Annotated in this window: 24 protein-coding genes; 17 read left to right on the top strand and 7 right to left on the bottom strand. The window is 51.9% G+C overall.

Annotation, left to right across the window (positions count from 1 at the left end):
• Nucleotides 1-133 precede the first annotated feature (133 nt).
• Together RIKMI_RS0100370 and RIKMI_RS12435 are read left to right on the top strand one after the other, a co-directional pair.
• Nucleotides 134-4,408 (top strand): acyl-CoA dehydratase activase-related protein, encoded by a 4,275-nt coding sequence (locus tag RIKMI_RS0100370; RefSeq protein WP_027290007.1) that lies wholly within the window; start codon nucleotides 134-136, stop codon nucleotides 4,406-4,408.
• A 106-nt stretch (nucleotides 4,409-4,514) separates the two neighbouring features.
• The gene (locus RIKMI_RS12435) at nucleotides 4,515-5,810 is read left to right on the top strand and encodes a malic enzyme-like NAD(P)-binding protein (RefSeq protein WP_051214162.1); all 1,296 of its coding nucleotides are present in this window, start codon (nucleotides 4,515-4,517) and stop codon (nucleotides 5,808-5,810) included.
• 57 nt (nucleotides 5,811-5,867) lie between these two features.
• On the opposite strand, the gene RIKMI_RS12430 is transcribed toward RIKMI_RS12435, so the two are convergent.
• Both RIKMI_RS12430 and RIKMI_RS12425 read right to left on the bottom strand, forming a co-directional pair.
• Complete coding sequence (locus RIKMI_RS12430; RefSeq protein ID WP_051214160.1) at nucleotides 5,868-6,302, bottom strand: WG repeat-containing protein; 435 nt, start codon at nucleotides 6,300-6,302, stop codon at nucleotides 5,868-5,870.
• Between the two features lie 137 nt (nucleotides 6,303-6,439).
• Nucleotides 6,440-7,105, bottom strand: coding sequence for an MBL fold metallo-hydrolase (locus RIKMI_RS12425; protein WP_037291237.1), 666 nt, complete (start codon nucleotides 7,103-7,105; stop codon nucleotides 6,440-6,442).
• A gap of 98 nt (nucleotides 7,106-7,203) precedes the next feature.
• On the opposite strand from RIKMI_RS12425, the gene RIKMI_RS0100350 reads away from it, so the two are divergent.
• The 4 genes from RIKMI_RS0100350 (at nucleotide 7,204) to RIKMI_RS0100330 (ending at nucleotide 13,431) form a co-directional block, all read left to right on the top strand.
• Complete coding sequence (locus RIKMI_RS0100350) at nucleotides 7,204-9,384, top strand: Tex family protein (protein ID WP_027290006.1); 2,181 nt, start codon at nucleotides 7,204-7,206, stop codon at nucleotides 9,382-9,384.
• 249 nt (nucleotides 9,385-9,633) lie between these two features.
• Nucleotides 9,634-10,374 (top strand): iron-sulfur cluster repair di-iron protein, encoded by a 741-nt coding sequence (gene ric / locus RIKMI_RS12420; protein WP_051214158.1) that lies wholly within the window; start codon nucleotides 9,634-9,636, stop codon nucleotides 10,372-10,374.
• A gap of 296 nt (nucleotides 10,375-10,670) precedes the next feature.
• Entirely contained in the window at nucleotides 10,671-12,020 is a 1,350-nt protein-coding gene (locus RIKMI_RS0100335; RefSeq protein WP_027290005.1) for an MATE family efflux transporter, read from the top strand.
• Nucleotides 12,013-13,431 carry a DHA2 family efflux MFS transporter permease subunit gene (locus tag RIKMI_RS0100330; protein ID WP_027290004.1) on the top strand — a complete coding sequence of 473 codons (1,419 nt, stop codon included), beginning with the start codon at nucleotides 12,013-12,015 and terminating at the stop codon, nucleotides 13,429-13,431. Before RIKMI_RS0100335 ends, RIKMI_RS0100330 begins: the two co-directional genes overlap by 8 nt.
• 172 nt (nucleotides 13,432-13,603) lie before the next feature.
• Here the strand turns inward: RIKMI_RS0100330 and RIKMI_RS0100325 are convergent, their stop codons facing one another.
• The 3 genes from RIKMI_RS0100325 to RIKMI_RS0100315 form a co-directional block, all read right to left on the bottom strand.
• A complete protein-coding gene (locus RIKMI_RS0100325) occupies nucleotides 13,604-15,463 on the bottom strand; it encodes a PL29 family lyase N-terminal domain-containing protein (RefSeq protein ID WP_027290003.1) in 1,860 nt (619 codons plus the stop codon).
• Between the two features lie 574 nt (nucleotides 15,464-16,037).
• Nucleotides 16,038-16,697: a 3,4-dihydroxy-2-butanone-4-phosphate synthase gene (gene ribB / locus RIKMI_RS0100320; protein WP_037291186.1), complete on the bottom strand. Its 660-nt coding sequence runs from the start codon at nucleotides 16,695-16,697 to the stop codon at nucleotides 16,038-16,040.
• 1 nt (nucleotide 16,698) lies between these two features.
• On the bottom strand, nucleotides 16,699-17,262 hold the full coding sequence (locus tag RIKMI_RS0100315; RefSeq protein WP_027290001.1) for a SagB/ThcOx family dehydrogenase: 564 nt from the start codon (nucleotides 17,260-17,262) through the stop codon (nucleotides 16,699-16,701).
• A gap of 153 nt (nucleotides 17,263-17,415) precedes the next feature.
• Between RIKMI_RS0100315 and RIKMI_RS0100310 the strand changes: the two genes are divergently transcribed.
• A complete protein-coding gene (locus tag RIKMI_RS0100310) occupies nucleotides 17,416-18,294 on the top strand; it encodes a helix-turn-helix domain-containing protein (protein WP_027290000.1) in 879 nt (292 codons plus the stop codon).
• A 344-nt stretch (nucleotides 18,295-18,638) separates the two neighbouring features.
• On the opposite strand, the gene RIKMI_RS14475 is transcribed toward RIKMI_RS0100310, so the two are convergent.
• Nucleotides 18,639-18,992, bottom strand: coding sequence for a winged helix-turn-helix transcriptional regulator (locus RIKMI_RS14475; protein ID WP_084135111.1), 354 nt, complete (start codon nucleotides 18,990-18,992; stop codon nucleotides 18,639-18,641).
• Nucleotides 18,993-19,149: 157 nt separating this feature from the next.
• Between RIKMI_RS14475 and RIKMI_RS0100305 the strand changes: the two genes are divergently transcribed.
• The 5 genes from RIKMI_RS0100305 to RIKMI_RS14470 all read left to right on the top strand — a co-directional run bounded on the left by RIKMI_RS0100305 (nucleotide 19,150) and on the right by RIKMI_RS14470 (nucleotide 22,950).
• Complete coding sequence (locus RIKMI_RS0100305) at nucleotides 19,150-20,037, top strand: radical SAM protein (RefSeq protein WP_027289999.1); 888 nt, start codon at nucleotides 19,150-19,152, stop codon at nucleotides 20,035-20,037.
• A gap of 190 nt (nucleotides 20,038-20,227) precedes the next feature.
• The gene (locus RIKMI_RS0100300) at nucleotides 20,228-20,833 is read left to right on the top strand and encodes a TetR/AcrR family transcriptional regulator (protein WP_027289998.1); all 606 of its coding nucleotides are present in this window, start codon (nucleotides 20,228-20,230) and stop codon (nucleotides 20,831-20,833) included.
• 205 nt (nucleotides 20,834-21,038) lie between these two features.
• The gene (locus RIKMI_RS15125) at nucleotides 21,039-21,503 is read left to right on the top strand and encodes a hypothetical protein (protein ID WP_245584918.1); all 465 of its coding nucleotides are present in this window, start codon (nucleotides 21,039-21,041) and stop codon (nucleotides 21,501-21,503) included.
• Between the two features lie 264 nt (nucleotides 21,504-21,767).
• Complete coding sequence (locus tag RIKMI_RS14150) at nucleotides 21,768-22,565, top strand: NUDIX domain-containing protein (protein ID WP_147288467.1); 798 nt, start codon at nucleotides 21,768-21,770, stop codon at nucleotides 22,563-22,565.
• Between the two features lie 4 nt (nucleotides 22,566-22,569).
• Complete coding sequence (locus RIKMI_RS14470; protein WP_027289996.1) at nucleotides 22,570-22,950, top strand: NUDIX hydrolase; 381 nt, start codon at nucleotides 22,570-22,572, stop codon at nucleotides 22,948-22,950.
• Between the two features lie 473 nt (nucleotides 22,951-23,423).
• On the opposite strand, the gene RIKMI_RS0100280 is transcribed toward RIKMI_RS14470, so the two are convergent.
• Nucleotides 23,424-23,723 carry a restriction endonuclease gene (locus RIKMI_RS0100280; protein WP_027289995.1) on the bottom strand — a complete coding sequence of 100 codons (300 nt, stop codon included), beginning with the start codon at nucleotides 23,721-23,723 and terminating at the stop codon, nucleotides 23,424-23,426.
• A gap of 158 nt (nucleotides 23,724-23,881) precedes the next feature.
• Here RIKMI_RS0100280 and RIKMI_RS12405 point away from each other — a divergent pair, with 158 nt between their 5' ends.
• The 5 genes from RIKMI_RS12405 (at nucleotide 23,882) to RIKMI_RS14145 (ending at nucleotide 26,242) form a co-directional block, all read left to right on the top strand.
• Nucleotides 23,882-24,040, top strand: coding sequence for a hypothetical protein (locus tag RIKMI_RS12405; RefSeq protein ID WP_156877444.1), 159 nt, complete (start codon nucleotides 23,882-23,884; stop codon nucleotides 24,038-24,040).
• A 73-nt stretch (nucleotides 24,041-24,113) separates the two neighbouring features.
• Nucleotides 24,114-24,371, top strand: a complete 258-nt coding sequence (locus RIKMI_RS14465; RefSeq protein WP_084135110.1) for a DUF4160 domain-containing protein — start codon at nucleotides 24,114-24,116, stop codon at nucleotides 24,369-24,371.
• A gap of 10 nt (nucleotides 24,372-24,381) precedes the next feature.
• Entirely contained in the window at nucleotides 24,382-24,630 is a 249-nt protein-coding gene (locus RIKMI_RS0100270; protein WP_370447806.1) for a DUF2442 domain-containing protein, read from the top strand.
• Complete coding sequence (locus RIKMI_RS0100265; protein ID WP_027289993.1) at nucleotides 24,627-25,037, top strand: DUF2442 domain-containing protein; 411 nt, start codon at nucleotides 24,627-24,629, stop codon at nucleotides 25,035-25,037. Before RIKMI_RS0100270 ends, RIKMI_RS0100265 begins: the two co-directional genes overlap by 4 nt.
• Nucleotides 25,038-25,144: 107 nt before the next feature.
• Nucleotides 25,145-26,242 carry an ATP-dependent Clp protease proteolytic subunit gene (locus tag RIKMI_RS14145; RefSeq protein ID WP_051214154.1) on the top strand — a complete coding sequence of 366 codons (1,098 nt, stop codon included), beginning with the start codon at nucleotides 25,145-25,147 and terminating at the stop codon, nucleotides 26,240-26,242.
• Nucleotides 26,243-26,298: the final 56 nt, after the last annotated feature.

Below are 26,298 nucleotides of genomic sequence, written 5' to 3'. Positions count from 1 at the left end.
ATCGACGATATGTATTATAAATAGATTTTTTTCGGTCATGAAATATTTTGGAAAGAGACATTCGCGGTAGGACGACTTCCCCGATTTTTTTATAATTTTGGCACCTCTGTATAAAATAGGTATGAGCGGACGAATGATAACGAAGGATACTGTCAGGGCCGGTTTGGATGTAGGATCGACCACCGCCAAACTGGTGCTGGCCGACGAGCGGGGCGGGATCCTCCATTCCGCATATAAACGCCACCATGCGGATGTATTGGGGACGGTGGCCGCTCTGTTTTCCGAAGCGGCGGAACGCTTCGGGGACGGTACGGTACGTCTGACGGTGACGGGTTCGGCGGGAATGGGGATCGCGGAGCGTTTTTTGCTGCCTTTCGAACAGGAGGTAGTGGCCGCGACGAATCTGATACGCAGCGTATATCCGGAAATCAAAACCCTCATCGACATAGGCGGCGAAGACGCCAAGATGGTCTTTTTTTCGGACGAGTCTCTGCCCGATATGCGTATGAGCGGGAATTGCGCGGGAGGGACGGGGGCCTTTATCGACCAGATGGCGACCCTGCTGGGGTGTTCGGTCGATGAGATGGGCGAACTGGCCCTGCGGCCGGGCACGAAAATCCATCCGATCGCTTCGCGCTGCGGTGTCTTTTCCAAAACCGATATCCAGAACCTGATCGCCCGGAACGTCAGCAAGGCCGATGTCTCGGCTTCGGTCTTCCATGCCGTGGCCGTGCAGACCGTTACGACGCTTTCCCACGGGTTCAGCGTGCAGCCCAAAGTGTTGTTCTGCGGCGGGCCGTTCGCCTTTACGCCGGCTCTGCGCGAAGCCTTCGTCCGCTACCTCGGTCTGAAGGAAGGAGAATATATCGTGCCGGAGAACGCTCCGGTCATTTCGGCCTGGGGAGCCGCCCTGTCGCCCTCCAAGGCGGAAAAAGGCATCCGGTTGTCCGAATTTATAGACAGCCTGAAACGGGGAGACCGGAACGGCAATCTGGTACGGACGCACCGCCTGGAACCGCTGTTCCGGAATGAAGCGGAACTTCGGGGCTGGGAGGCGGCCAAAAAAGAGACCCGTATTCCCAGAATCCCGATGGCGGAGTGCGACGGAACCTGTTTCCTGGGGATCGACTCCGGTTCCACGACCACGAAGATCGTGGCGATCGACCGGGAGGAACGGATCGTATTCTCTTATTACGCCAACAACGAAGGCGATCCGATCGCTGCGGCCCGAAAAGGTTTGCGGCAGTTCCTGACCGAAGCGGCCGCTGCCGGCAAAGAGATACGTATCGGCGGCAGCTGTTCGACCGGCTACGGTGAAGACCTATTGCGTGCCGCGTTCGGACTCGGCGGCGGAATCATCGAAACGATCGCCCACTACCTGGCGGCCCGGAAAGTCGATCCGGAGGTCTCGTTCATTCTGGATATAGGCGGACAGGATATGAAAGCGCTGTTCGTCGAGAACGGGGCGCTTTACCGGGTCGAAATCAACGAAGCCTGTTCATCGGGCTGCGGGTCGTTCATTTCAGCGTTCGCCGGGTCGTTGCAGCATTCGGTGGCCGACTTCGCTTCGATGGCCTGTACGGCCGGGGCGCCGTGCGATCTGGGGACGCGTTGCACGGTCTTCATGAATTCCAAAGTGAAACAGTTTCTGCGCGAAGGGGCCTCGGTGTCGGACATCTCGGCCGGGCTGGCCTATTCGGTCGTGAAGAACTGCTTGTACAAGGTGCTGAAGCTGAAAAACCTGTCCGAGCTGGGCGGCCACGTGGTCGTGCAGGGGGGAACGATGCGGAACCGTTCGATCGTGCGGGCTTTCGAGAAACTGTCGGGCGTGCCGGTCGCGTTCACCGACATTCCGGAGCTGATGGGAGCTTTCGGGTGTGCGCTTTATGCGAAATCGCAGGTCTCCGCCGCGAAAGACGTCCCGTTGTCGCAAATCTTGCAGACGGCCGATTACACGGCACGCCAGACCCAGTGCAAAGGGTGCGAGAACCAGTGTTTCGTGACCCGCTACACGTTCAATAACGGCAATGTCTATTATTCCGGAAACAAATGCGAAAAGGTATTCACCAACCGGGGGGCGGAGAGCCGGACGGGCGATAACGTTTATACGCGGAAATACGAGCTGTTGTTCGACCGCCCCTCGGCTGCTGCCGCCGGGAACGGTTCGCCGACGATCGGCATTCCCCGTATCCTGGGCATGTACGAAGACTACCCTTTCTGGCACGCGCTGTTCACCGAATGCGGTTTCGGCGTCCTGTTGTCCGAGCCGTCCACCATGCGGCGGTATGAGAAAGGGGTCGGGTCGGTGATGTCGGACAACATCTGCTTTCCGGCAAAGCTGGCGCACAGCCACATATTGGACCTGATCGACCGCAGGGCCGATCGTATCTTCTATCCGTTCACCGTATATGAACAGCGGGACGGGGCGCAGGAGAACAACAGTTTCAACTGTCCGGTGGTTTCAGGCTACGCCGAGGTCCTGAAGAGTTCGATCGACCCGGCAGGACGATACGGTATTCCGTTCGATGCGCCGACGATCACTTTCAAAGACCGGAAGGGGCTTTACCGGTGCTGTCTCGATTACCTGCGGGGGTTGGGCGTGCCGGAGGCGGTAGTGAAAAAAGCGGTCGAAAAGGCATTGGAAGTTCAGGAGGAGTATCGGAAACGGATCAAGACGACGAACCTCCGGCTGTTGGAGGGCAGCAAACGGAAAGGGGAATTGACGGTGCTGCTGGCCGGCCGGCCGTACCATACCGATCCGTTGATCCAGCATAAATTGTCGGATATGATCGCCGGCTTCGGGGTGAACGTAGTCTCGGAAGACATCGTGCGCGATAACGACGAGATAGATATTACGCATCTCCATTCGGTGCCCCAGTGGAGTTACGTGAACCGTATTCTGAAAGCGGCTCAGTGGGTGGCCCGGCAGGGCGACGACGTGCATTTCGTACAGATGACCTCGTTCGGCTGCGGCCCCGACGCTTTCCTGCTGGACGAGGTGCGGGCCATCCTGAAACGGTACGGCAAAACGCTGACGATCCTCAAAATCGACGACGTAAACAACATCGGTTCCCTGAAACTGCGGGTACGGTCGTTGATCGAGAGCCTGAAGTTCAAATCCGGCACGGCGGCGGTAGACGTACAGCCGTTCGTGACCACGAAACCCTATACGAAGGCTGAACGCAGGCGCAAGCTGCTGCTGCCCCACTTCTCGGACGCCCATGTCGAGGTAATCGAGGCTTTGTTCCGTACGGCCGGTTACGATGCCGAAACTTTGCCGCGACCGGACGGGGCGACGGTGGACTGCGGGTTGAAATACGCCAACAACGAAGTCTGTTATCCGGCCACGCTGGTGGTGGGAGACATGGTGAAGGCGTTGGAATCGGGCCGGTACGATCCGGACAACGTCGCTCTGGTCATTACTCAGACGGGGGGCCAGTGCCGTGCGACGAATTACCTGACGCTGTTGAAAAAAGCCGTCGTGGATGCCGGGTATCCTCAGGTCCCGGTCATTTCGCTGACCTCCGGCGGCGAGCTGGAATCCGGGTTGAAGATCAACTGGTTCAAGATCGCCCCGATTGCGTTGGCGGCCTTGATTTACGGAGATTGCATGGCCAAATTCTATTTCGCGACAGTCGTTCGGGAACGGATGAAAGGCGAGGCGGAACGGCTCCGCCGGCATTTTATCGCCGAAGCCCTGCCCCATATCGCGCGACGGGATACGGATGCCCTGTTCCGTCTGCTGGGCGAAGCGGCCGCCGCGTTCGATAAGGCTGTCGTCCGGGATGCCGTGCCGCGCGAGCGGGTCGGGGTCGTCGGAGAAATTTACCTGAAACTCAATTCGTTCAGCCATAAAGACATTCTGCATTGGCTGGCGGGCGAAGGGATCGAGGTCGTACCGCCCACCATTATCAATTTCTTCATGCAGGCGTTCGTCAATCGCAGGGTCAATAAACAGGCCCATCTTTCGGGCGGTTCGGCGATTCCCGAATTCGTGTTCAACCGCCTGTACAAATGGGCGGACGGCTACGTGGAGAAAGCGAACCGGGCCTGTGGCGCATTCCGTTATTACGTCCCGTTCGGCAATATTTTCGAAGAGGCGGAGCAGGCATCGGAAGTGGTGCCCCTGACGGCCCAGTTCGGCGAAGGGTGGCTGATTGCCGCCGAGATGGTCGGTTTCGCCCGTTCCGGGGTCCGGAATGTCATCAGCCTCCAGCCGTTCGGGTGTATCGCCAACCATATTATTTCGAAAGGTATCGAAAAGAAAGTGAGGGACATGTTCCCGCAGATGAATCTGCTGTTCCTCGATTTCGACAGCGGGGTGAGCGAAGTCAATGTGCTGAACCGTCTGCACCTGATGGTGAACAACATCAGGCAGCAGGAAAAAGCCGGGAAGGTCAGCGTCTGATCTGCCGGGGGCTTCGCGGCCCGGATATTGCATGATGATGAAATAAACGGGCCGTCGGCCCGTTATTTTTAGATACGTACACACATTCAAACCCTAAGTTAAGTTTATGAAGAATCTGAAAGACGAAGCATTGAGTTACCATAGTTCGGCACCTAAGGGGAAACTGGGCGTGGTGCCGACCAAACCTTTCATGACGCAGCACGACCTCTCGATGGCCTATACCCCCGGCGTGGCCGTACCTTGCATGGAGATATACGACGACCCCGAAAAAGCCTATGAATATACGGGAAAGGAAAATCTGGTAGCCGTGATTTCGAACGGGACGGCAGTGCTGGGGCTGGGCGACATCGGCGCACTGGCGTCGAAACCGGTGATGGAAGGCAAAGGATTGTTATTCAAAGTGCTGGCCGGTGTGAATACCTATGATATAGAGATCGACACCGACGACGTGGAGCAATTCGTGCAGACGGTCAAAATGATTGCACCGACGTTCGGCGGCATCAATCTGGAGGATATCAAGGCCCCGCAGTGCTTCGAGATCGAACGCCGGCTCAAGGAGGAGGTAAACCTGCCTCTGATGCACGACGACCAGCACGGGACAGCGATCATCACTTCGGCCGCCCTGCTCAATGCGCTGGAGATCGTCGGCAAGCGGATCGGCGACATCCGGGTCGTGGTGAACGGCGCGGGCGCGGCGGCGACGGCCTGTGCGAGACTCTACCTCTCGTTGGGCGTGAAACCCGAAAACCTCGTGATGTGCGACAGCAAAGGGGTGATTACCAGGCGGCGCGACAAACTGACGCCGGAAAAGGCCCAGTTCGCTACGGATCGGGACATTACGACACTGGCCGAAGCATTGGCCGGCGCCGACATGTTCCTGGGCGTTTCGAAAGCAGGAGTGCTGACCGGCGACATGGTCAAGACGATGGCTCCGGATCCGATCGTTTTCGCACTGGCGAACCCCGATCCCGAAATCCCGTACGAAGAGGCCAAAGCGTCGCGTCCCGACCTGATTTTCGCCACGGGCCGGAGCGATTATCCGAACCAGGTGAATAATGTGATCGGATTTCCCTATATCTTCCGGGGAGCGCTCGACGTGCGGGCCACCGCGATCAACGAGGAGATGAAAATAGCGGCCGCCAAGGCGATCGCCGGACTGGCCAAACAGCCGGTAACGGGCGAAGTGCTGCATGCCTACAACCTGACGGAGCTGTCGTTCGGACGCGATTACCTGATTCCGAAACCGTTGGACAAACGGTTGCTGACGACCGTTTCCATAGCGGTCGCCAAGGCCGCTATCGAATCGGGCGTGGCCGCGAAAGTCATCACCGACTGGGATACGTATGCCGCCGGTCTGGTCTGTATGCTGGCGCGGGTGCACAAGAATGCGATATTGCGGTAGACGACGGCGGGTCGTAACGGAGACGGGGCGGCAATCATATGATTGCCGTCCCGTCTTTTATTCCTGGCCGATCTTCCGGCCTTTCCTGTCGATAAGAAACCATCGGTCGCTCTGCCAATAAGTATATTCGCCGTCCCGCTGTTCCCAAGCCCGGAGGGCGACTTCCGCCTGTCCTCCCCGGAAAGGATAAGCGGCCCGGAACCGGGGACGGATCACGATCCGACCCGTCGTGTCGGCATAACCGATGCGGCCCCGGTCGTCCCGAATGCGGAACAGACCCTCGGAAGGATAGTCCGGTCCGTTGTCGAACCAATAGGCATTGAATAACTTGCGGTCTTTCCGGTCGATGGCTATGCAGAGGTCGTACCGGTTCTCCCGTTGTTCCGGACGAAGCCATACGAACCCCCATTCCCGGATCGTATCGCTTTCGCAATACCAATATTTGCCGACGGGAATAACGGTATCGCCCCGCCGGTCGATATACCCGGACACAATTCCCGGCCCCGATGTTTCGCAACCGGAGGGAGAAACACGGGTCAAATAATTCGTCCCGGCACAATTCCACGCCAGCCAGCACAACAGGCCGGCTGCTCCCCGGCGCACCCAAAGGCGCAGACCGCAGTGCCGGATTACCGGACGATGATGTGCGGCAGAGCCTTTCGGAGCCATTCTTTGTCTACCGTGTCGTAATGGTACGGATAGAGATATTCCGGTTCGATGATTTTCGCTGCCTCGATGAATTCCTCTTCGCTCATCGTGTAGGGCAGCATCAGAGGCAGGAACGCGATATGGATGAAATCGATCCTGCGCATTTCGGGAGTCAGTTCCGTATCGCCGGCGATGTAGATGCGTTTGCCGTCGATGGTCAGGATGTAGCCGTTGCCGTCGCCTTTCGGGTGGAACGGCTGGCCGGGCGCCCGCTCGCGCATGATGTTGTAAGCCGGTACGGCATCGATCCGGATCAGGTTTTCGTATTCCGCCGATTCGCCGTTGGACAGCGGAACGATCTCCTGGGTAAAACCGTCGCTTCGCAGCAGTTCCGCCACTTTCGGCGGCGCGATGAACGTCGTTCGGGGCGTGGCGATCATCCGGATCGCTTCGGGGTCGTAATGATCGTAATGGTCGTGCGTAATCAGGATCGCCGTCGCTTCGGGAAGGGCCGAATAGTCGGCCACCTCGCTGTACGGATCGACAGCGATCAATTCGTCCCGGTAACCCAGATAAAGGGATCCGTGCCCGATCGGGGCCACGCTGATTTCGCCGTAGCGGTCGGCGGTATTCGGAAGTGTTCTCATAGCATGGGTAAAAATAGCATTTTTCATGCCGGAAACCGAAAAAAGTTGGAAGTCCGGATAAAAAGCGTACATTTGGGCTGTATTCTTAAAGCAGTTCGATGTCCGTTATCCCTGGGCTTATCGCCCGCCAGTTATCCCTCTCCTCAATCAGTCAGGCAGAAAATACGATCCGGTTGCTGGACGACGGTTGTACCGTGCCTTTCATCAGCCGCTACCGCAAGGAGGCGACCGGGGGACTCGACGAAGTAGCCGTGGAGCGTATCCGCGACTTGTACGCGAAATATACGGAACTGGACAAACGTAAGGCTACCGTGTTGCAGACCATCGACGGGCAGGGCAAACTGACTCCGGAGCTTCGGACTGCTGTAGAGGGGTGCTGGGATGCCGCGGTGCTCGAGGACTTGTACCTGCCTTACAAACCGAAACGCCGGACGCGGGGAACGATAGCCCGTGAAAAAGGTCTGGAACCGCTGGCGGCGCTGGTGATGCGGCAGGATACAGACCCGACGGCTCTGGCGGGCCGTTTCGTCAAAGCAGACGAGGTACCCGACTGCGAGGCGGCGCTGGCCGGTGCGTCCGATATTATCGCCGAATGGGTCGGCGATTCGGCGGCGGCGCGGGACTGTGTAAGGCGGATGTTTTCGTCGGACGGTATCGTATCGTCTAAAATCGCGCGGGGAATCGATCCGGCGGCGGAGGAAGCGGCGAAATATTCGGACTATTTCGAGTGGAGCGAACCGTTCCGGCGATGTGCGGGCCACCGGTTGATGGCCATGGTACGGGGCGAAAAGGCGGGTATCCTGCGCTTGTCGCTCGGGCCTGATGCCGCTCAGGAAGAGGCTTTACAGGAGAGGCTGAACCGGATTTTCGTGCGGCGGGATGCCCGAAATGGCATGGCGGTCGCGCTGGTGTGCCGGGCGGTGGCTGACGGATACAAACGTCTGATAAAACCCTCCATCGAGACGGAACTGCTGGGGCTGGCCAAAGAAAAAGCCGACGAAGAGGCGATCCGGGTCTTCGCGGAAAACCTGAGGCAGTTGTTGCTGGCGGCTCCGTTGGGACAGAAAAACATACTGGCGATCGATCCCGGTTTCCGGACGGGGTGCAAAGTAGTATGCCTCGACCGGCAGGGAAATCTGGTGCACAACGAAACGATCTATCCCCATGCGCCGCAGAACAGGCATGCCGAAGCGTGCGAAGCGATTCGGCGCATGGTGCGGGATTACGGTATCGAGGCCATCGCCGTGGGCAACGGGACGGCCGGCCGCGAAACCGAACGATTGGTACGGGATTTGCGGCTTACGGCGCCCGGCAGCGGGGAGCCGGTCGGCGTTTATGCCGTGAACGAGGACGGCGCTTCCGTCTATTCGGCGTCGGAGACGGCCCGCGAGGAGTTTCCCGATTACGACGTAACCGTACGCGGTTCGGTATCCATCGGGCGGCGGTTGATGGATCCGCTGGCGGAACTGGTGAAAATCGACCCGAAATCCATCGGCGTGGGACAGTACCAGCACGATGTGGATCAGGCGAAACTCAAGAAAAGCCTCGACAGCGTGGTCGAAAGCTGCGTGAACCGGGTCGGGGTGAACCTCAACACGGCTTCGAAGCACCTGTTGGCCTATGTATCCGGCCTGGGTCCGGCGCTGGCCGGCCATATCGTCGGATACCGGACGGCGAACGGCGCTTTTCGTTCGCGGAAAGAGTTGCTCGAAGTACCGAGACTGGGGGCGAAAGCGTTCGAGCAGTCGGCCGGGTTCCTGCGTATCGAAGGCGGGATCGATCCGCTGGACAATACGGCGGTACATCCCGAGTCCTATCCTATTGTGGAAAAAATGGCAGCCGATCTGGGCGTAACGGTCGGCGAGCTGATAAAAAACGAATCTCTACGCCGAAAAATCAATCTTAACCACTACGTAACAACAGGCGTAGGCATTCAAACACTCACACAGATCATGAATGAATTTTCAAAAGAGGGCCGCGATCCGCGCACCCAGAACCAGGACTTCCAGTTCGCCGAAGGCATCCACTCGATCAACGACCTTGAGGAAGGCATGGTCCTTCCGGGTATCGTGACCAACATCACCAGTTTCGGCGTTTTCGTCGATGTGGGGGCCAAACAGGACGGGTTGGTACATATTTCGCAACTGGCCAACAAATTCGTGCAGAATCCGGCGGACATCGTCAGTCTGCGCCAGCCGGTAAGGGTTAAAGTCATGGAGGTGGATATGGGCCGCAAACGTATCAGCCTTTCGATGAAAGCCCTGCTGAACGAAGAGTAATCGTTCGGCAGGTCCGAACCGCGGGCGTCCCTGTTCCGGAAGGACAGGGACGCCTTTTTCGTATCCCGGCATAAGGTTTGCAACATAACCCGCGAAATCCGAAACGGAGGCTATACACGATCTGCCCCGTATCTCCCGACCTCCGCTCCGGCTCCGCACCGGAAGGCTTTCAGCCGCCGAAGAGAGGGGAGGCGATGCGAGACGGAAGAATAAAAATAGCCTATAGTTACATTAATAAAACTTATCGTTATGAAATTTACGAGTATGACTGTCGGCGAAATCGCGGTTGCTTATCCCGATGCCACCGATATATTTACGAAGTACGGAATCGACTATTGCTGCGGCGGGAGGCGCAATTTTACGGAAGCGGCCCGTTCGCACGGACTCGATCCGGAAAGGGTCGAACGCGAAATCATCGACCACGAGAAATCGGCCGGGCGGTTGAACGACAAACTGAATAATTTTTCCATCCCGCAGATCATCGACCATATCCTGCAATATCACCATGCGTACGTCCGGGAAAAACGGATGGTGCTGCCCCCGTTGGCCAAACGGGTGGCCGCGGTGCATGGCCGAAGGCATCCGGAACTGGTCGAGGTGGCACAGCTGACCGAAAACCTGTTCGACGAACTGGAACGGCATATGCAAAAAGAGGAAGAGGTGCTTTTTCCTGCCGTCCTGGCTTTGGTGTCCCATGAGGAAAAAGGCACTCCCCTGCCCCGAACGCGTTTCGATTCGGTTGCCCAACCCATCGCGGTGATGGAACGCGACCATACCCAGACCGGCGGAGAACTGTTCGATTTGCAGCGTATGACCGGCGATTTTACGGTGCCGGAAGAAGGGTGCGTCTCGTACAGGGAACTGTACGACGGATTGAGAGAGATGCAGGCCAATACGTTCGAGCATGTCCACTTGGAGAACAATATTCTGTTCCCGCGCGCTTTGGAGTTGGAACGCACGATCCGACAGGAACGGACGAGCGGTTTTTAGAGGCAGTTTAAAACCGCCGCGGAATTTGTCCGGATATGCCGAATGTCCCGCAGCCGGTCCGTCGGCGCCGCCTGTATAAAACGTCTTCAAATCCGGACGAAAGTCCCGAGGAGGCCGCCCCGGTCGGAAATTCGTTCTGCCGAAGGGCGGCGCGGGCTGAAAAAACACGGGCAAAAACTGCGGATATATCACCGCATACGGTTGTCGAAGTATATATAATTCCGTATTTGCAACAGGCGTTTAACTGTAAAATGCGTAATTTTGGGTCGTTTTTTCGAAAGCGGCCCTTTTCGCATATGTACAGTTTCCGCCGATACCGATCCGACTACCGCGAGCTGCTGAGGCTCGGTCTGCCGATTATGGTCGGTCAGCTCGGGGTTGTGGTGGTCGGTTTTATGGACGGCCTGATGGTCGGACGGTACGGTATGGACGATCTGGCGGCCGTTTCGTTCGTGAACAGCGTTTTCAATATTCCGATCCTGTTCGGTCTCGGTTTCTCGTACGGTTTGACTCCGCTCGTCGGTCAGAGTTTCGGGACGGGCGATACGTCCCGGATCGGCTGCCTGTTGAAAAACAGCCTGTCGGTCAATGCGACGGTGGGGCTTCTGATGATGCTCCTGATGGGTATCTTGCTGCTGAATGTGGATCGTATGGGACAGCCCGCCGAGCTGCTGCCGCTGATCCGTCCCTATTTCGCGTTGCAGCTGGTTTCGTTGCTGTTCGTTATGCTTTTCAATGCTTTCAAGCAGTTCGCGGACGGAATCACGGATACCCGGTTGCCGATGTATATCATGATCGGGGGGAATATTTTCAATATCCTCGGAAATTATATCCTGATTTACGGAAAACTGGGATTTCCCGCACTGGGAGCGACCGGGGCGGGTATCTCTACCCTGCTCACCCGTATCCTGATGCCGCTGGTCTTCGCCGGGATTTTTTTCTACGGGCGCCGTTACGCACGTTACCGCGCTGCTTTCCGATGCTGCGGCGTCGAGAGGGGGTGCACGAAAAAACTGGCCGGGATGGGTACGATGGTCGGTCTGCAAATGGGTATCGAGAACGGCATGTTCAGTGTCGCGGGGGTGATGATCGGCTGGTTGGGTAAAGTGGAACTGGCTTCGCATCAGGTCATCCTGTCGGTCTCCACGCTGGGTATTCTGCTTTATTACGGTACGGGGGCGGCGATTTCTATCCGTGTCAGCCATTTTTTCGGCCGTCGGGACATGAAAGGCGTGCGGCGCACGACGGCAGCCGGGGTACAACTCATGGCGGCCATATCGGTGGTTATTTGCGGTGCGTTTCTGACCTTGAGACCTTTTATGGGGCGCATATTCAACGCTCCGCCGGAGGTCGCCGCCATCGTGTCGGTGCTGATGCTGATTCTCTTGACCCTGCAAGTCGGCGACGTGTTCCAGGTCACTTATGCGAACGCTTTGCGCGGGATGAACGACGTTACCTCGATGGCGGCCATTTCGTTCGTCGGTTATTTCGTGCTGGCATTGCCATTGTGTTACCTGTTCGGTTTCACCCTGCACGGCGGTATCGTAGGAATCTGGTGGGGATTCCCCGTGGGACTGCTTGCGGCGGGCCTGATGATGATGGGGCGTTTCCGGTATCTGACCAAAAACAGAGAGACGCATGGATAAGAAGACGACGATACGCGTTTCGTTGGTCGTGGCGATCGCCTTTTTCATGCAGTTCCTCGATACCACGGCGGTCAATACGGCCATTCCCGTTATGGCCGATGCGTTCGCTACGGACGTGGTGCATCTGAGTACCGGGGTAACCTCCTACCTGATGGCCCTGGCGATTTTCATTCCCGTCAGCGGATGGATCGCCGACCGTTTCGGCACCCGCAAGGTATTTTGCGGGGCGATCGCTTTCTTTATCCTCTCCTCCGTGTTGTGCGGGACTTCGCAGAATCTGGTCCAGTTCGTCGTTTACCGGATCATGCAGGGGATGGCCGGGGCGATGATGTCGCCCGTGGGACGGCTGGCGGTATTGAAGGTTACGCCGAAAGAAGAGCTTCCGACGGCGATGAATTATATCACGATACCGGCCCTTGTGGCGCCGATCGTGGGACCGCTGGTCGGCGGCTATCTGACGACTTTCTGGTCGTGGCGGTGGATATTCTATCTCAATGTACCGATCAGCATCGCCTGTATCCTGCTGGCATGGCGCTATATTCCGGAGGAGGAGCCGCGCAAGGGGCGGACAGCGGCCAAAAAGCCTTTCGACTGGGGCGGTTTCGTATTGAGCGGCACGGCTTTGGCCGGTTTCATGTACGGCGTAGAGCTGTTCAGCAAGGCGAATGTTCCGTACTGGGTATCCCTTTCCACCGTCCTGGGGAGCCTGGTCGTGCTGTTTTTCAATGTATGGCACTCGGGGCGGACGGCGGCGCCGCTGATCGACTATACGGTGATGAAGGTGCGTACGTATGCGATCACGATCTGGGTCGGGTCCGTATCGCGGATCGTGATCGGCGCTTTTCCCTATCTCGTGCCGCTGATGTTTCAGGAGGGCTTCGGCCTCAGTCCGTTCGAGTCGGGGTTGTTATTCCTCTCCACGATGGTGGGCAACCTGTCGATGAAGTCGGCGACGGTCTGGATCATCCGGCATTTCAAATTCCGGAGCATTCTGTTGGTCAATGGGTTTTTGGTCGCCCTATTCACTCTCTTCACGGCATTGCTCCTGCCCGATACGCCGGTGTGGATTATCGTCGTCACGCTGTTCTGTTCCGGTCTGGTGAGGTCTATGCAGTTCAGTTCGCTCACGACGCTGGCTTTCGCCGACATCGCCGAACGGAAAATGACGTCGGCCAACACGTTGTACAGTACGGTACAGCAGATGTCCACCGGTATGGGAATCGCGGTAGGGGCCGTGGCCCTGCGTTTCGCCAACCTGATCGACGGGGGTGTGGCGGGGCATTATACGGTTCCGGATTTCCGGCTGGCTTTCATCTTCGTGGCGGCCGTCGGTTTCCTGCATCTGTTCGGTTATACGTTGCTCAGGCCGTCGGCCGGGAATGCCGTACGAATCCGAAAATCCGGGAAATAAGCGTCTTGGTTTTACCTTTCGCGTCATTTGTACCGGAAAGGAACAAATGAAACAGGGGCCTGCTTCTCCCGTTTGTCGATACCGGTGTACTTAAACGTAGCGCGGCACCCCGATCATTCGGGGCGCCGCGCTTGTTTAGAACTCTCCGGCCGGAACGGACCGGGCAGAATGCCTATTTGAAAATAAAGGTCGGATAGGTTTGCGTACTGTACGGCACAACTCCTCCTTGATCATAGAATACATAATATGCTTGCTCAGCCCCGCCGTTCGTACCGGCAGCGATGTCGTTGGAGAAGTCAATTTTGCCGTGAGGTCCCGTCACATTGTCGAAAGTCACGGTGATTTTTCCGTTACCAAACAAATTGTTTTGTTTTGCTTTGTCTTCAGTGTCGCTCGTGTAGTCTTCACATATAAGAAAACCGGCGTATGCAGGCGTAGACTCCCACTGATCGACGGTGCAGTCCTTGATATTCACCTTGACGCCCGTGGCATTCGTCTTGTTCGACAGGCGCAGTACGTTCGACACCTCCTTGAAATAACAGTCGGCGATATTCACCGTTGCGTTGCTCTGCGTGCCGAAAATTAGGATCGCGTTATTGCTGATGGCTTCCTCGAACCGTACGTTTTCGATGTTGATTTCGCTCGGCAGAGTGGAGCTGTTCAAACCGATTTCAATCGTGTTGTAACCGTCCGTTTTGCCCATCGTGAGGTTCGATATGGTTACGGTCTGCGCATCGTTGATGCTCATCATCGCGTTCCCGTTCGCTTTGGGCTGGCTGCCCGACAGCGTTACGCCGTCCAGAGTTACCGATTCGGCTTTCACATTGACGGCTTTCGGCGAGTCGAAGACGATGTCCGAAATGGTCACGTTTTTACCTTTGATCTCTTTGGCGTCGGTCAGCGTAATGACAGCCCCGTTCCCTTGGATCATGTAGTCTTTTCCATCTTCGAACGTAGTGTTCGCCACTTCGTCGGCTGCGATGCTTGTACCGCGGAATTCCAGCGGTTTCGAAGCGGTCGCTTCTCGCCCTTTCGTATCGACCAGCGTCACTTTGAGGATCGCCTGGCTGCCGGTTGTTTCGGTATTAGATACGGTAATCTTCACCTTGGCGTCGTTGTTGCAAACGCCGTCGGTGTCGAATGTCGGTTTAGTTACCTCCACCTGCCAGGAAGATGCGGCGGCAGCGCGGGTCGCGATAGCTGTGCCGGTGCCTCCCTCGGTTTTGATTTCGGCCATCAAGGCGGTGTAGTCCCCCTCTTTGAGCGTGGCCGGGAGTTCCAGCGCGATTTCGGTGTTCGTTCCTACGTAAGCGAGTTCGTAATCATCGAACCCGACCGAAACTTCATTCACGCGCGGGAGCGTAAGTTTCGTACCGTCGGCAAGGGTGAATGTCACATTGTTCGGGTCGGTGGTGTAATCGACGCCGTTCTCGGCGAAGATGGCGTCCCCCTGCTCGCCGGTGGCCGGAACCTTAGCCCCGTCGCTGAGCAGCCAATCTTCGCCCACTTTCCAGTACAGGCGCCCGTTGTCTTCCTCCACGCTCAGCTCAGGCGTATCGCCCTTTTCGCCCGTAACAGGCATTTTGCCGCCCGTCGCCGGATCTACGATGAACTCCGGTTCGTCGTCTCCCGTCTTGACCGTCCAGTAGTAATTTTCATCGGACGGGTTCGCCTCGTCCTTGGCCACTCCGATCTGCGGCGTCACGCCCGGATCTCCCTGCGTTCCGTGTTTGACCGTAAACGTCTTGCCGCTTCCGAGCGAGATGGCGTAACCGGTCTCTTTGCCGGCTTCTGTAACCGGCTCCACGCCGGTGATGTAGTCCCGGCTTTCGACGGCCGCGACGAGGCTTTGCAGGGCGCTGATCTGCCCTTTGGCCGTTTCGCACCACGCTTCGAGCGATTCGACCCTGCCCTGAAGGTCTGCGATGTCTTTTCGGATGCCCGTATCGTCATACTCCTTGCAGCCCGTAACGAGGCTTGCTGCGAGCAACGCGCATCCGACGAGTCCTTTGGTAAAGCTTTTTGTCTTCATCGTACTGTTCGTTTAAAGGTTCGTTTAAACGGACACTCCCCACGGTCGTTTCCCGCGAAAGGACAGAACGCGGCGCACGGTTACGGACGGTACTGTTATGGTACTGATATTGAAAAGGTTGATAAAATATTTTCGCGTATTTGAAAAATAACTATATTTGCATGTCAAATGTAACAAAATAACGAACGTTTAAGCGAACGATAAACCGAATAAAGCGGAACGCCCCGTATATCTAACTGATATACGGGGCGTTCGTTTGTCTGCCTGCGCCCGGAAATGGGCGCGGGAAAGAATGCTTTATAACAAAACCGGTTCTGCCGGCGATGTGTACAAGGAACAATCATCTTCTTCGGCATAAGGCCCGAATTCTTGCCGGAAGAGGATAATAATTTTCGGCGAGTATGTACGACCTTACCTTATTTTATATGCACACCTGATTTGCACTATATTTCGGCCCGCGCCTACTCTCTTTCCGCGGAGAAAACTTCCGGCCGGAGTGCCCGGCGGCACCGCAGGGCCGTTCAGGGAAATTATTCCCCGATTTTGGGTAAAGTCGTATATATTTCCTAATCTTTTACACCGGCTCGGCAGATTCCCGGCTTTGTCGCCAGGCTTTGATGTCGTCTATGGTTACGACCGGATAGTCATGCTGGCGGGCGAATTCGACTACCTGCGGCAGCCGTGCCATGGTGCCGTCCTCGTTGGTGAGTTCGCAGAGCACGGCATAGGGAGGCAGGCCGGCGATACGGACCAGATCGACGCTCCCTTCGGTATGCCCGTCGCGTTCCAGCACGCCTCCCGGCCGGGCGATCAACGGGAATACGTGCCCCGGTCTGCACAGCGAAGCGGGGGTCGCCTCCGGTGCGATGGCCGACCGGATCGTCCGGATCCGGTCGGCGGCGGAAACTCCGGTCGTGACGCCTTCGGCAGCTTCGATCGAAATCGTAAAGGCTGTACCGTACCGGCTGGTGTTCCGCGCAACCATCGGGGGAAGATCCAGCATTTCGGCTTTTTCCTCCGGCATGCAGAGGCAGACGATGCCGCTGCATGCACGGATTGTCAGGGCCATCTGCTCGACCGTCATTCGGGAAGCGGCGAAGATCAGATCGCCTTCGTTTTCGCGGTTTTCGTTATCGGTCAGCAGGATGCCCCTGCCCTCTTTCAGCGCGGTGGCGGCACGTTCGACCCGTTGGGCGGAGGTCCCGTAGCCTGCCAATAATTCGTTCCTTTCCATATTATTTGACGTAACCTACCGGGTGGCACAGCATAACGGTTTGGGTGCCGGTCAGTTTCAGTGCTTTTTTCAGTTTTTCTTTGTCCATGCTGCCCCGCGCATAGGTTCCCAGACCGGTTCCGGCGCAGAAAAGCGAGATGTTTTGCGATACGATCCCGGCGTCGAGCGGCGCCCAGTTTTCATTGGTATCCGTGACCAGCACCAACACGACCGGGGCTTCTGCTGGCCGTACGTCGTCGGCCGTCAGCGGTTCGAGCGTTTGTGTCTTCGGGTTGTACAGGTAGTTTCCTCCGGCGGTGCAGACGTAGACCTTTACGTCTTGTTTATTCATGGCCGACGGTGCGGTCCGTTTCCCCGATTCGGGGCGGTTGATGCCGTTGGCGGCCCACACGAGGTCCGACAGGTCTTGAATCGAAAGCGACCGTTCGTCATAGCTCCGGATCGACTGTCTTTTGGCCAGCGCCTGCATGACCGACTCGCCGCGTTTCAGGTTCGGGGCGTTCAGTTTGATCGGCTGCATCGTCCGGGTCTGGGGCCGGACAGGAAGGGCGGCGGACGCTGTCATACTCGCCGAGGCGATTCCGGCTGCGGCAAGCAGAAATAACAATTTGTGTTTCATGGTACAATGGAAGTTAGTTGATGTTTGTGAAACAAAAATAGCGAAGGAATCTTTCCTTAAATGATACTATATTTGCTCTGTTGCCGATTATATTTGCTTATGGCTATTTTGGAGCGAAAGATCGTACATGGGGCCGAATCGTCGTTCAGCCACGTCGTTTATCCCCGTTTCGTATTGCCGCGTCATCGGCATGCGGAGTTTGAACTGATGATTTTCACGGCCGGCAGCGGCAAGCAGTTCGTCGGCGGCGGGACTGCGGATTACGAAGCGGGCGATATGGCTTTGATCGGCAGCGGTATTCCCCACTTGCATTTGTGCGATACGATTCTGGATGGAGGAGATGCTGTTCCCAGTGCCGGAGAAGCATTGCATTTCCCGCCTGCGCTTTTCCCTGCCGATATGGATGCGTTGCCCGAATATGCACGGATTTCGCAGCTATTGCGGAAAAGCCGGTACGGCCTGCGATTCCGCGACCGGGTGTTATCAGGCCGCGTTCTGGAGATGATGCGGGAAACGGACGGGTGCGACGGAATACGACGATTCGTGCAGTTGTTGTCTATCTTGGATATTTTAGCGAAATCGTCCGATTTTGTTTTGCTGTCGGATGCTGAATATCAGATCGACAACGAGGCTGTTTTCGGCAATGATCCGATCGGCCGGGTTTACACTTATCTGGCCGACCATTTCCGCGAACCGGTGGAGTTGGGCAAGGCGGCGGCTTATGCCGGGATGAACCCGGCGTCGCTTTGTCGGGCGTTCCGGAGGCGTACCGATAAAAGTATTTTCCGTTACCTGACCGAAATGCGTGTCGAATATGCCTGTAAATTGCTGGCTCATTCCAAACAGACGGTGTCCCAGATCGCTTATGAGTCGGGTTACAACAATCTTTCCCATTTCAACCGGCAATTCCGGGCGGTCACGCACCGTACGCCGTCCGATTACCGTCGTCAAATCAATGCGGATTTGGGACTCCTGTAGGTGGCATCCGCCTTTGGCGAAAGTGTCGGTTTAAAAACGAAGCGAGCCGATGGAATTTCCATCGGCTCGCCTGACCGTTCTGCGGAGAGGGAGGGTTATGAATCTGCACCTCAATATCCTTGAAATTCAATTTCTTATCAATATGTCAAAGCCTTAGGGGGTACAACTTAGGTTACAAAAACTACGCTTTTCTGTCACCTTTTGGCTGTTCGTTGTCTGCCTAAAACTACAGTTTAAAGATACGGCTTTCTTTTGAATTGTGCAAATCATTGAAAATAAATATTCTACGGTTAGCGCGAGGTGCAAGCTATATATAGATATATACTTGCACCTCGCACTAAATTCTAATACTTGTTTTTCCTCCTGTTGTCCATTATCGTTTCAAAGTTTTCTTGCCCCCATTGTTTCAACTGCTCTAAATAAGGAATTAAAGTTTCTCCAAATTCAGATACATAATATTCTACTTTGGGTGGTACTGAGGGATATATTTTTCTACCTACTAATCCGTCCGTTACCAATGAACGTAAGACAGTAGAAAGCATCTTTTCTGATATAGAGGGAATGGTTTTGTATAGTTCATTGAAACGTATTACTCCATGCTCGTGTAGCTTCAATAAGACAACTAAAGCCCATTTGTCACCCAGCCATTCCAGTATAGGGGAAGCCGAACAATAATCGTAATCTAACTTTTTTCGCATTTTTTCCGTCCTTAAATACATTGATATTGAGAAAAATTAACTCAAACGTAAGTGACTGACTGATAGTATAGTTCTTCTTTTGATAAAAAGAACATCCTAACTTTGCAGTACAAAAATACGGAAAATAACTAATTACAAGTGCTTAATTTATAATTATATGGAACTGTTACATTTTACGGGACAAGTATGGCGACCACCATACGAGGCAAGTTCCCAACTACTACAGGTAACTGCCGGATGCACTCACAACAAGTGCAAATTTTGTAGTTTATATCACGGAACAAAGTTTCGTCTATCTCCTATTACGGAAGTCGAAGAAGATTTAAAAGTGATACAAAGTTACCAGCCCAAAGCCCGGCGAGTGTTTTTAACGGGAGCTAATCCATTTGTGCTAAGTTATAACAGGCTGCTGGATTTAGGTCTTTTAATCAGGAAATATCTTCGCCATTGTGAAAGTATCGGTATGTTTGCCCGAATTTCGGATATTAAGCCGAAAACAGTAGAGGAATTGAAGAACCTGCGCCATTTAGGTTTCGACAGTATCAGTATCGGAACAGAATCGGGCGATGATGATACATTGACAGCAATGAACAAAGGCTATACGACTAATGATATTATTGAACAATGTAAGAAGCTGGAAGAAGCAAATATCAGATACAACTTAGTATATCTGACTGGACTTGCGGGAAAAGACAAGGGAGAGCGGAATGCTATCAATACCGCCAAAGTATTCAATCAGTTGCACCCTTTTACCGTAAACTTTGTGTCGCTGACAGTATTCCCTGAATCTGGATTATACGAAGAAATACAGCGTGGTGATTTTGTAGAAGCGACTGAACACGAAAGGCTGTCGGAACTACGGACTTTCATTTCAAGGCTTCATATAGAAACGACCTTATTAGGAAATACGGTATCAAACACCGTCCCGTTTATCGGAATGATACCTAATGACAAAGTTCGGCTACTTAATGAATTAGATTTGGCAATAAGGAATATTGGAGAGGGGGAATTAAGACAATATAGAGATAATATCACATCTCTGTAAATAGGTTATCGCATAGAAACGAAAGAGAAGACTTGCGATATATCAATCATAGACTGACGAAATCAACCTATACGGTTATAACATTATCAGAACTTTTCTTTCAATGGTTCATAAGCTATTATAAACATATCAACAAATGAAAAAACAGCTTTTTCCTTTGATGTCACCGAATGGTGACATCAAATAAATTATGGAACTGAAAGAAACAGAGAAACGATTGCTTGAAGCTGTCAGTAGAGTAATCGAAGATGAAGGATTTACTAAAATCGGTATAAACCGTATTGCAAGGCAAGCAAAATGCGATAAGGTTTTAATATACCGCTATTTGGGTGGTTTAGACGGATTATTGGTGGCTTGGGCACAACAATATGATTTCTATTCGTTCGCTTATTCCGAGTTTATCAATCAGATAGAACAAGCCGAAATATCCAATCTTGGGGAGATAACAAAAGTGGTATTATTGAAACAACTGGAATACTTGAAAGACAATCAGCTTATACAGGAGTTATATGTATGGGAATTATCGGGAAATTCATCATTCCAGGCAATACAGATAGAACGTGAAAAGAACAATGGGCAATTGCAGTTGGAATTGGAAAAGAGAATAGATGGCAGTTGTAGGGATTGTAACTTCTTTCTAACTATCATCATCGCTGCAATCAACCATATTATATTGTTTACCCGTCAATATAACATGTTTAACGGGATAGATTTTAGTAAACCTGAAGCATGGGACGAACTGAAAAATGTCATATCGGATTATGTTGATACATTCGTAATGTCAAGAATAAAATGAAAAATATATGTCTATTTTCAATTATTATGGTGTTGCTCCCTTTGCCTACTCTCGCTCAAAAGACAACTTACTTTTCAACATGTGGCGACCGGCAAGAAACAATCGTTTGGCAAGAAAAAAAGACAAACGAAAAAATATATTTGACTGTGATACAAGAAAATGAACGACAGGAATATGTGATGAACAAGTTATGCCAAACCGAGAAATGGCAAATTATAGACCTGCTATTTCAAACCGATTTGACGATAGAACTACACAAAATAATATATATTCGATTACTGGAAAATTTAAAGGTAAACCTATTGCTAAAACTGTTAAAAGCAGCGGTTGTACTTGGTATCAAAACATAGTGTATAATGCCGGAATATTATTCAAGGACAAAAAAACAGTAAAGTATGAATGTTTCCGTCCTGACAATATAAAGTTATATACAATGGTTGCGGAAACACAAGGCATAGAACAACTCAACGGAATGAATGCCAATAAAATAGCTATTAGTCTTACAGGCTTTTTATCCGCCTTTTGGAGTTGTTCTTACTATTTCGACCCTGCAACATTAAATTTTGTTGATTATAAGGGGGGCCTTATTCATTCTTTCCATATGAGTAATGCTTATCAGAGAAAAAAGGAAAAAATATTAAAAGTAGAGTTCGTTGGTATTATATGTTAGTTTGAGCAAAATATTTTGAGAAAAAGATGTGGTGTTTGTTGATTAATTGCTAAATTTGGCACAGGGTACGAAATCAATGCTGTTTATACTCTGTGTGTCACATCAAAGTATGTTATATTAAGAACATAATAGATATGAAAAAAACAAAATCTGTACATTGATATTTACAACGATAAATTTCCTTTAATAAAGGATTTGTATTCCTACCATGAAGAAATACAAGAGAAAATAAATAACGTAAATTATTTTCAGAATGTATTTTTGATGATGAAATACCGTCCGTACAATAAGCAACTAAGCACTTATATTATAGATGTTTTGAAAGAAAAAAATCTGTGTGGCGTAAGAGCTGACATGAAGGATTGGATGATAACTGGAGATTCAATAATGAATCCTTTAGCAGTATTATACTGTTGTCAATATGGAATTGCTTTATTTGACAGACCAGATGATGGACAATTTTATGGACCTAATGTTGCTTACGAACTTGGAATCATGCATTCTCAAAATAAAAAATGCCTGATATTAATACATGATGATATAAAAGACAAAAAGCCTTTTGATATTTTAGGTAAAATGCACAAAGTCTACAAGGAGCAACTCGATGTGAAAGAGTTAATTCTTGATTGGATTGAAGAAAATAAAATTGAAGCAACGCTTTCGTCTAAAGTCGAAAGACACAATATTGCTATAGGAATTATTAAATATCGGAATAAATTTTTGATGACAAAACGAAAGGTTCAAGAGAATAATTTGACTTGGTCTTTTCCTGCTGTGCAATTAAAACCAAATCATGCTCCTGAGTTATTATTAACAAGAGAGATTTTAGCTGAAACAAATATAACGGTTAAGCCTGTTTTATTAATAGGGGAAAGGGCACATCCCAATATTCCTACTTATGTATATTATTGGCTCTGTGACTATGTTAAAGGAGATGTGGAAAATTGTGATACAGACGAAAACGAATACGTTAAATGGCTTACTGCGGAGGAAGCCCTAAGCTCAATAACGTCAGATATATATCCTAAAGTTAAAGATTTATTAATTAATTCAAAAGAATAAACATATGAAGAAGATTGCAGTTTCTGTAGTGAAAAAGGATGATAAATTTTTACTTGTAAGAAGAAGGCAAAAAGAGGGTAATTTGCATTGGCAATTTCCATCTGGGGGAGTAGAAGAAAACGAACCTGATGATTCAGCATCTATCAGAGAGACATATGAAGAAACAGGTGTTGTTTGTAAGCCAATAATGAAGTTTGGCGAAAGAAATCATCCAGATTTCCCTGTACAACTTCATTATTGGCTAAATGAATATGTAACCGGTGATGCATATCTCAAAGATGATGATGAGTTAGATGCAGTTCAGTGGTGTACTTCTGCTGAAGTTCTTCAATTAATCACATCAAATTTGTATGATAAAATAGGGGAGTATCTACGAAAAAATTAGGTATAATAATAGAATCATTCTTCAGAATGGTTCTATTATTATAAAGAATACAGTTAATTGTTTTCCAATCGATAACTATCTTTTATATTTTAGGATAATCGTTGTATATCTTCCTCTATTTTCGCCCCTGTTATCTCTGCATAAATTTGAGTTGTTTTGATATTTCGGTATCCCATCATTTGGCTAAGTGTTTTTATTGGAACGCCTTGTGTCAGACAAATGGACGTGGCGGCTTTGATGATAGGTGAGAGACTTGTTTATATCGCATATTTCGGCAATACGTTTGAGGTTTATATTAACAGTTGAATATCCGGGAACATTGAATATTCTTTCACAAAATCTATCTTTTTTGTACTTCTCGATGATTTGTAGTGGTATATCCAACAACCTGATACGGGAGATTGTGCCCGTCTTTTTTCGTGCCATGACAATCCATTGTTTCCCGTCCTCAGTTGTAATAAGCTCCTTTTCTGTTAATCTTCGTATATCAGCAAATGCCAATCCACAGAAAGAGGAGAAAACAAACAAATCACGGATAAATTTTCAGCAATAAAGAAAATATGCTTTATTCCATTTACCTCCATGGCAATAGCCCAGTCCGGTGCATAATTTCCAACCGGAGTCGGTATTTGGAAAGTCCGCGGTAACTTGGCATATACTACAACTTCCTTGGCTTCGTCAAGATCATGAGCAAATTGCCGTTCTCCCTTGCTGTCGCTGAATACATAGTCAGTTATATGTTTCTTAGCTTTGTAGGCCTTGTCAAAGTCCATTTTACTCTTTACCGTGAAAATATTGCTGTCGTATTTCCCGAATATTCAGGCGGTGAATACGCGGGTCGATAATATTCGGGTGCACGTATTGGAAATGGAAATTACGGATACGCAGAACCGTGTCCGTGCGATGGTTCAACAGGCAACGTATTAAAGTTATGAATGTAGATGAAGCGATGCGGGAGCATGTGCGCCACTACCGGCGGCTGGTGGAGGGCGGGGTGCCCAAGATGGACGCGATTACCCGTACTGCGGAGGCGTTCAACGTCTCGGAGGACACGGTGCAAGCCGCCGTGTATCGGTATAGGGACTTGTGAAAAATTTTGGCAAGGGGTTTGCAGGTAATAATTTTATTACCTACCTTTGTTATGACAAATATAGCAAGTAGTTATGCCTGAAATATGCCGTTTCTTTGGTATTGTCATTGTGATGTTTGCGGACGATCATAATCCACCGCATTTCCATGTGAAATATGGTAATCACCGGGCATTAGTGGGAATCAACAGTGAAGTCATACGAGGACAGTTGCCTCTTCGAGTGGTAAAACTGGTTTCTCAGTGGCTTGATCTACATCGAGATGAGCTAATGGAGAACTGGGAAAGATTACAACGCGGAGAGGAACTGATGGGTATCGAACCTTTAAAATAACGATCGAATCATGGAAGGACTGGAATTGGTTTGGATAACGGATGTCGAGTATATAGCGGATTTTACGATGCTGCTGACTTTTAACGATGGAACGAAGCGGCGTATCGATTTCTTGCCTTTGTTAAAAGGGAAACTATTCGAACCGCTCAAAGATCGCAATAAATTCATTCAATTTGCTTTGACTCCCTGGACCATAGAGTGGTACAATGGAGCTGATTTTGCACCGGAATACTTGTATCATCAGGGAGTGGTAGCGTGAGAATAGAGAGGGTTTGGTTCGAAGATGAAAAGATATTCATCCGAACCGATACAGGTGCCGAGCATGGGCAGTCTTTGATGTGGTATCCTCGGTTACAGGCAGCGACGGAAGAACAACGTTCGGCATACCGTTTGTCTCCCTGCGGAATCCATTGGGATGAGATCGACGAAGACGTTAGTTTTGAAAGTTTCGCTTACGAAGAACCGGAGCCGCTAAATCCGATAGCGCGGGCTTTCAAGGCGATGCCGTTTATCAACGTGTCGCAGTTCGCCCGGATGATCAAAATCCCGCAGAGCGTTATGGCGTCCTACATCGCGGGGCGTAAAATCCCGTCGGAGGATCGCAAACGCGAAATCGAGGCGGCACTGCACCAACTCGGAGACAAACTCAAGACAATTTCGTTGTAAAACGACTTGCTTCAGCCTCTATGTATGCAGAGGCTTTTGTAAAGATTGTACGAACGTTTGGGGAATAGGGAATCTACCTTTGGAGACAAAGGTAGATTTTTTGTTTTATGGCCTTACAGTTAGGGAGGATCAGTATCAGCAATCGTGCGGACGGCCGTGCGGCGATCGATATAGAGGGGATTATCGGCATTCCCGAATGGTGGCAGTTCGAGCATCCCGACGAACGAGTATCTACCTACGACACGTTCAAGAAGCGGATCGATGAGATCCGTAACCTATCCGTTCCGACCGTGGAAGTCAATATCCGTTCGCTGGGCGGCAACGTGAACGACGCGTTGCTGATCCACGACACCCTCTGCGCCCTTTCGGCCGCAGGCATCGAAGTGCTCACCGCCTGTTACGGTTTCGTGGCCTCCGCCGCCACGATCGTCGCGCAGGCCGCCGACAGCGGACGGCGGCATATCTCCCGAAACGCTTTGTATCTGATCCACCGGGCCATGAATACCGTTCAGGGGAACCGGGAAGACCTTCTGAAATCGGTAGAGACGCTGGATAAGGCCGACGCTTTGATCGCCGGTATCTACGCCCGCCGTTCGGGGCGTCCGGCCGAGGAGTTCGCCGCGCTGATGGACGCCGACGGCGGACACGGCAGGTGGCTGAACGCCGAAGAGACCGTAGCGGCCGGGCTGGCCGATACCGTTATTGCGGCCGCCGAAATCGTAAACCATGCGGAAGATATGACCTTTTGGGGCTATGCCCTGCCCTCTTTACCGCCGATTACTCATCAAAACGACCATACCATGAAAATCAAAAAGACGTGGCACGCGATCCTGAACTATTTCGGGTTCGACGGGGAGGCCGACAACAGCCTGACCGAGGCGCAGGTGGAGAAGCTCAACAATGAGCTGGAATCCCGCGGCGCGGAGATCGGCGAGCTGAAAAAACGGCTGGAAACGAAAGACGCCGACCTTGCCGACCTCCGGAGCCAAGCGGAGGGTATCGCCGCCAAAGACGAACGGATCGCCGATTTGACCGCCCAGGTAAACCGATTGGAGGCCGAGAACGAGAAACTGAAAGCCGGTCCGACGACTACCGTCCCGCAGGAGGATCCGGATGTGCCGCGTTTACTGGAGTTGTGTGGTGGTTCTGGAAGCGGTTTAGATGGAGGCTATAACACAAACCGGCCCCTTTTTAGTCTCCATTAAAATACAAAAGGCTGGCAATTTCAATATTGCCAGCCTCTGTTGAACCGGTAGTTTTG

The organism is Rikenella microfusus DSM 15922, assembly GCF_000427365.1.
Lineage (GTDB): Bacteria > Bacteroidota > Bacteroidia > Bacteroidales > Rikenellaceae > Rikenella > Rikenella microfusus.
The sequence above is the reverse complement of the archived record's forward strand: the minus strand, read 5'-3'. Positions and strand labels throughout refer to the sequence as shown.

What these genes read in the sequence shown, in the direction of transcription:
- RIKMI_RS0100325 (WP_027290003.1), bottom strand. Translation starts at nt 15,463, where the DNA reads ATGAAGACAAAAAGCTTTACCAAAGGACTCGTCGGATGCGCGTTGCTC.
- RIKMI_RS0100305 (WP_027289999.1), top strand. Translation starts at nt 19,150, where the DNA reads ATGGAACTGTTACATTTTACGGGACAAGTATGGCGACCACCATACGAG.
- RIKMI_RS15125 (WP_245584918.1), top strand. Translation starts at nt 21,039, where the DNA reads ATGGCAAATTATAGACCTGCTATTTCAAACCGATTTGACGATAGAACT.
- RIKMI_RS12425 (WP_037291237.1), bottom strand. Translation starts at nt 7,105, where the DNA reads ATGAGAACACTTCCGAATACCGCCGACCGCTACGGCGAAATCAGCGTG.
- RIKMI_RS14470 (WP_027289996.1), top strand. Translation starts at nt 22,570, where the DNA reads ATGAAGAAGATTGCAGTTTCTGTAGTGAAAAAGGATGATAAATTTTTA.
- RIKMI_RS0100280 (WP_027289995.1), bottom strand. Translation starts at nt 23,723, where the DNA reads ATGGACTTTGACAAGGCCTACAAAGCTAAGAAACATATAACTGACTAT.
- RIKMI_RS0100350 (WP_027290006.1), top strand. Translation starts at nt 7,204, where the DNA reads ATGTCCGTTATCCCTGGGCTTATCGCCCGCCAGTTATCCCTCTCCTCA.
- RIKMI_RS12405 (WP_156877444.1), top strand. Translation starts at nt 23,882, where the DNA reads ATGAATGTAGATGAAGCGATGCGGGAGCATGTGCGCCACTACCGGCGG.
- RIKMI_RS0100315 (WP_027290001.1), bottom strand. Translation starts at nt 17,262, where the DNA reads ATGACAGCGTCCGCCGCCCTTCCTGTCCGGCCCCAGACCCGGACGATG.
- RIKMI_RS14465 (WP_084135110.1), top strand. Translation starts at nt 24,114, where the DNA reads ATGCCTGAAATATGCCGTTTCTTTGGTATTGTCATTGTGATGTTTGCG.
- RIKMI_RS14475 (WP_084135111.1), bottom strand. Translation starts at nt 18,992, where the DNA reads ATGCGAAAAAAGTTAGATTACGATTATTGTTCGGCTTCCCCTATACTG.
- RIKMI_RS0100300 (WP_027289998.1), top strand. Translation starts at nt 20,228, where the DNA reads ATGGAACTGAAAGAAACAGAGAAACGATTGCTTGAAGCTGTCAGTAGA.
- RIKMI_RS0100370 (WP_027290007.1), top strand. Translation starts at nt 134, where the DNA reads ATGATAACGAAGGATACTGTCAGGGCCGGTTTGGATGTAGGATCGACC.
- ric (WP_051214158.1), top strand. Translation starts at nt 9,634, where the DNA reads ATGAAATTTACGAGTATGACTGTCGGCGAAATCGCGGTTGCTTATCCC.
- RIKMI_RS12435 (WP_051214162.1), top strand. Translation starts at nt 4,515, where the DNA reads ATGAAGAATCTGAAAGACGAAGCATTGAGTTACCATAGTTCGGCACCT.
- RIKMI_RS0100270 (WP_370447806.1), top strand. Translation starts at nt 24,382, where the DNA reads ATGGAAGGACTGGAATTGGTTTGGATAACGGATGTCGAGTATATAGCG.
- ribB (WP_037291186.1), bottom strand. Translation starts at nt 16,697, where the DNA reads ATGGAAAGGAACGAATTATTGGCAGGCTACGGGACCTCCGCCCAACGG.
- RIKMI_RS0100310 (WP_027290000.1), top strand. Translation starts at nt 17,416, where the DNA reads ATGGCTATTTTGGAGCGAAAGATCGTACATGGGGCCGAATCGTCGTTC.
- RIKMI_RS0100330 (WP_027290004.1), top strand. Translation starts at nt 12,013, where the DNA reads ATGGATAAGAAGACGACGATACGCGTTTCGTTGGTCGTGGCGATCGCC.
- RIKMI_RS0100335 (WP_027290005.1), top strand. Translation starts at nt 10,671, where the DNA reads ATGTACAGTTTCCGCCGATACCGATCCGACTACCGCGAGCTGCTGAGG.
- RIKMI_RS14150 (WP_147288467.1), top strand. Translation starts at nt 21,768, where the DNA reads ATGATGAAATACCGTCCGTACAATAAGCAACTAAGCACTTATATTATA.
- RIKMI_RS14145 (WP_051214154.1), top strand. Translation starts at nt 25,145, where the DNA reads ATGGCCTTACAGTTAGGGAGGATCAGTATCAGCAATCGTGCGGACGGC.